The following is a 2,459-nucleotide window of genomic DNA, read 5'->3' on the forward strand; positions in this document are numbered from 1 at the left end:
GACTCGCTTCCGATGCTGCGGCTTACAGCTTATCGGGCGGACGTTTGCAATCCGCTATATGAAGCGCCCTTAGCAGGGCGCACTGACAGGCACCTGTACACGATATTTTTTAGCCGTGAGTTAATCCTTCAGGAAAATCACATCCAATATCCTCTCAAGTACGTTTTGCAAATAATCCTCCACCTGTCAACCAACTATAACAAAAGTTTATAAAAAATTTCCGATACACGGTTCACGGTTTTTCAGTACAGTAGTTTCAATATCTCTCCCTTAAACAGGGTTTCATTATCAACCACTTCAAAAAAAGCATATCCTTCGAGTTCCTTCTTCAACATTATCATATAGTCTCTATCAACTTTTTCATAATATTTCCTATGCGCATCATCAAGCTCTTCTTTGTTATTATCAATTGAAATGCTGATATTCTTATAATCCTCAAAATAGCTTTTCATAAAACACTCGGCATTAGTTTCAAAGAAAGGGATTAATGTTTCTGTAACCAGTTTCTTATTAAAGCCCCCGAACTCTTTATTTAGGATATACTTATACGCTTGAAAAAGTGTATCTACATATTTTTCTAATCTATATCTTTTAGGCAAATGTTCTTGTTCTTTATAGTTTACAGGATAATTAGCCTTTATTCCCATTTCCATTAATGTATATAAAGAGATGGCCGAAATAACCATCAAAAACATAGAAAAGCAATCATCTATACCAAGATGATTCAGGTTTTCCTTGTGGGTAAATATGCCAACCATCCTTGTCGCCGAAAAATCATCCGCATTCCATTCTAAAGCTTGCCATACATTGGGCTCAATAAAAGGTCTCGCTTTTTTTCCGCTTGTACTGAATGCTTTAGAATCTTCTTTTACACCATATTCTTTTTCTTTTTGCTTGATATAGTCAATATGTCCATTATAAATGTGTCCTAATTCGTGGAATACAAGAATTTTTATCATCATGTCATTTATAACTTCTGCATAAAATGCTAATAAGTCATCTGTAAGTTCACGTTGTAAATAATCGTAAAAAAGTTTTTTGATAGGTGGTTGTAATACAATGTTATGAGAAAAATTATATATTACGGACCAGCTCGGCATATTCATTTCAATAGAATATGAGTTTTCATATACTCTGTCAGCGAAAGCTGCTATTTCATCCCCCCTAAAAAAGCCAACTATAGGACTAATTCTGAGTGCTACTCCCTTGTATTCCTGCAAATTAATATTTACGTATGTCACGCAAAAATTTACAACGTTATTAAATCTTTTTTCTACTTCTTCAAGCTCAAATGTAATGAAATACGGTTCTGCCTCTTTGGTCAGTTGCATAGTATTCTCCCCCAGCTCTGCTCTCAAATAAGTGTCCGGTATAGTTATATTTCCGATTGAAATTCATGGTATATGGATGAAGTATTCTCTGCATGATTTTCCAAAAAGCTATGTCCACGGTCTCTATGACCATATGAAAGTGATTTGTCATAAGGCAGAATGAATCTTAAATGGATACAGTTCCTTTGCTCTGCTGATACTATGCAGAAAAGACAGAAAGTCATCAGCGTCTTTATACAGTGTTAATCTCCGGTTCCCCCGGCTCATTACATGGTATGTGGCTCCCGGATACCATTCTCTTTTTGGTCTTGACAAATTTATTTATCTCCAGTTCCTTTTTTCTTAGGATGAGTACCTTCATCCTTTTCTTTCAATGAAGCATAAGCTTCTGCATACCCAATCATTCGCTCACGAAAAGCCTGTTCGAGCATGTTATAGTAGGAAATCAGTCTTCCCATATCTGTATTCTTCTTCACAGTATAATAATCACGCCCCTCCTCCCTGCTCCCCGCAGGATCTATTCCAGAAAGCAACCACTCCGGTGTAACTCCAATTGCTTCACAAATTGGCATGATCTTTTCAGACGATGGATTGGTCTTGTTCTTTTTCCACTCACTGATTGTACTCGGCAGAATCCCTGTCTTTTCAGAAAACTCCTTTTGTGTCATGGATAATTGTGCTAGTCTTTCAAATATTCTCTCACTTATTGTCATTTAATCGTCCCCACCATTTAGCTTCCGTTTCAAAATAATTTCAGCACTACAACATTGCTTCAAAATTATGGCCCAATTTCATTTATATGAACTGTATCTCAGAATAAAATGCCTGTCAAGTGTTTCGAACATTTTCAACACTACCTTTTGTGTCTCTTTTTTTCTTAATAGAAACACAAAACCAGCCTACTGCTTTTTCAACAGTTTCAATGAGTTTATTTATCGCTTCTCCAGAACCAAATATGTCTTTTACTTCCATAAAAATGCCTCATCACAACAATGATAATGGTAATAATTACTGAAACACCGGTTTAAATAATATACTCAAACTTCCCACACCCAAAAGGTGTGATGCACCTTGAAAACTCTATACATTAGACAAATAAAAAGGCATAGGTCACTTTCAAATAAGGTA

Annotated in this window: 3 protein-coding genes; all 3 read right to left on the minus strand. The window is 35.9% G+C overall.

All coding sequences use genetic code 11. The features are described 5' to 3' along the window. Nucleotides 1–242: 242 nt before the first annotated feature. Nucleotides 243–1,331, minus strand: coding sequence for a hypothetical protein (locus tag T515_RS16000; protein WP_036613514.1), 1,089 nt, complete (start codon nt 1,329–1,331; stop codon nt 243–245). A gap of 317 nt (nt 1,332–1,648) precedes the next feature. Next, nucleotides 1,649–2,044, minus strand: coding sequence for a helix-turn-helix domain-containing protein (locus T515_RS16005; RefSeq protein WP_051671827.1), 396 nt, complete (start codon nt 2,042–2,044; stop codon nt 1,649–1,651). Between the two features lie 115 nt (nt 2,045–2,159). Further along, the gene (locus tag T515_RS17520; protein WP_155988416.1) at nt 2,160–2,303 is read right to left on the minus strand and encodes a hypothetical protein; all 144 of its coding nucleotides are present in this window, start codon (nt 2,301–2,303) and stop codon (nt 2,160–2,162) included. Nucleotides 2,304–2,459: the final 156 nt, after the last annotated feature.

Origin of the sequence: Oribacterium sp. P6A1, assembly GCF_000702885.1 — a bacterium.
Lineage (GTDB): Bacteria > Bacillota > Clostridia > Lachnospirales > Lachnospiraceae > Oribacterium.

Bases quoted from the DNA above. Each gene is read 5' to 3' on its own strand.
- T515_RS16000 (WP_036613514.1), bottom strand. From the start codon at position 1,331: ATGCAACTGACCAAAGAGGCAGAACCGTATTTCATTACATTTGAGCTT.
- T515_RS16005 (WP_051671827.1), bottom strand. From the start codon at position 2,044: ATGACAATAAGTGAGAGAATATTTGAAAGACTAGCACAATTATCCATG.
- T515_RS17520 (WP_155988416.1), bottom strand. From the start codon at position 2,303: ATGGAAGTAAAAGACATATTTGGTTCTGGAGAAGCGATAAATAAACTC.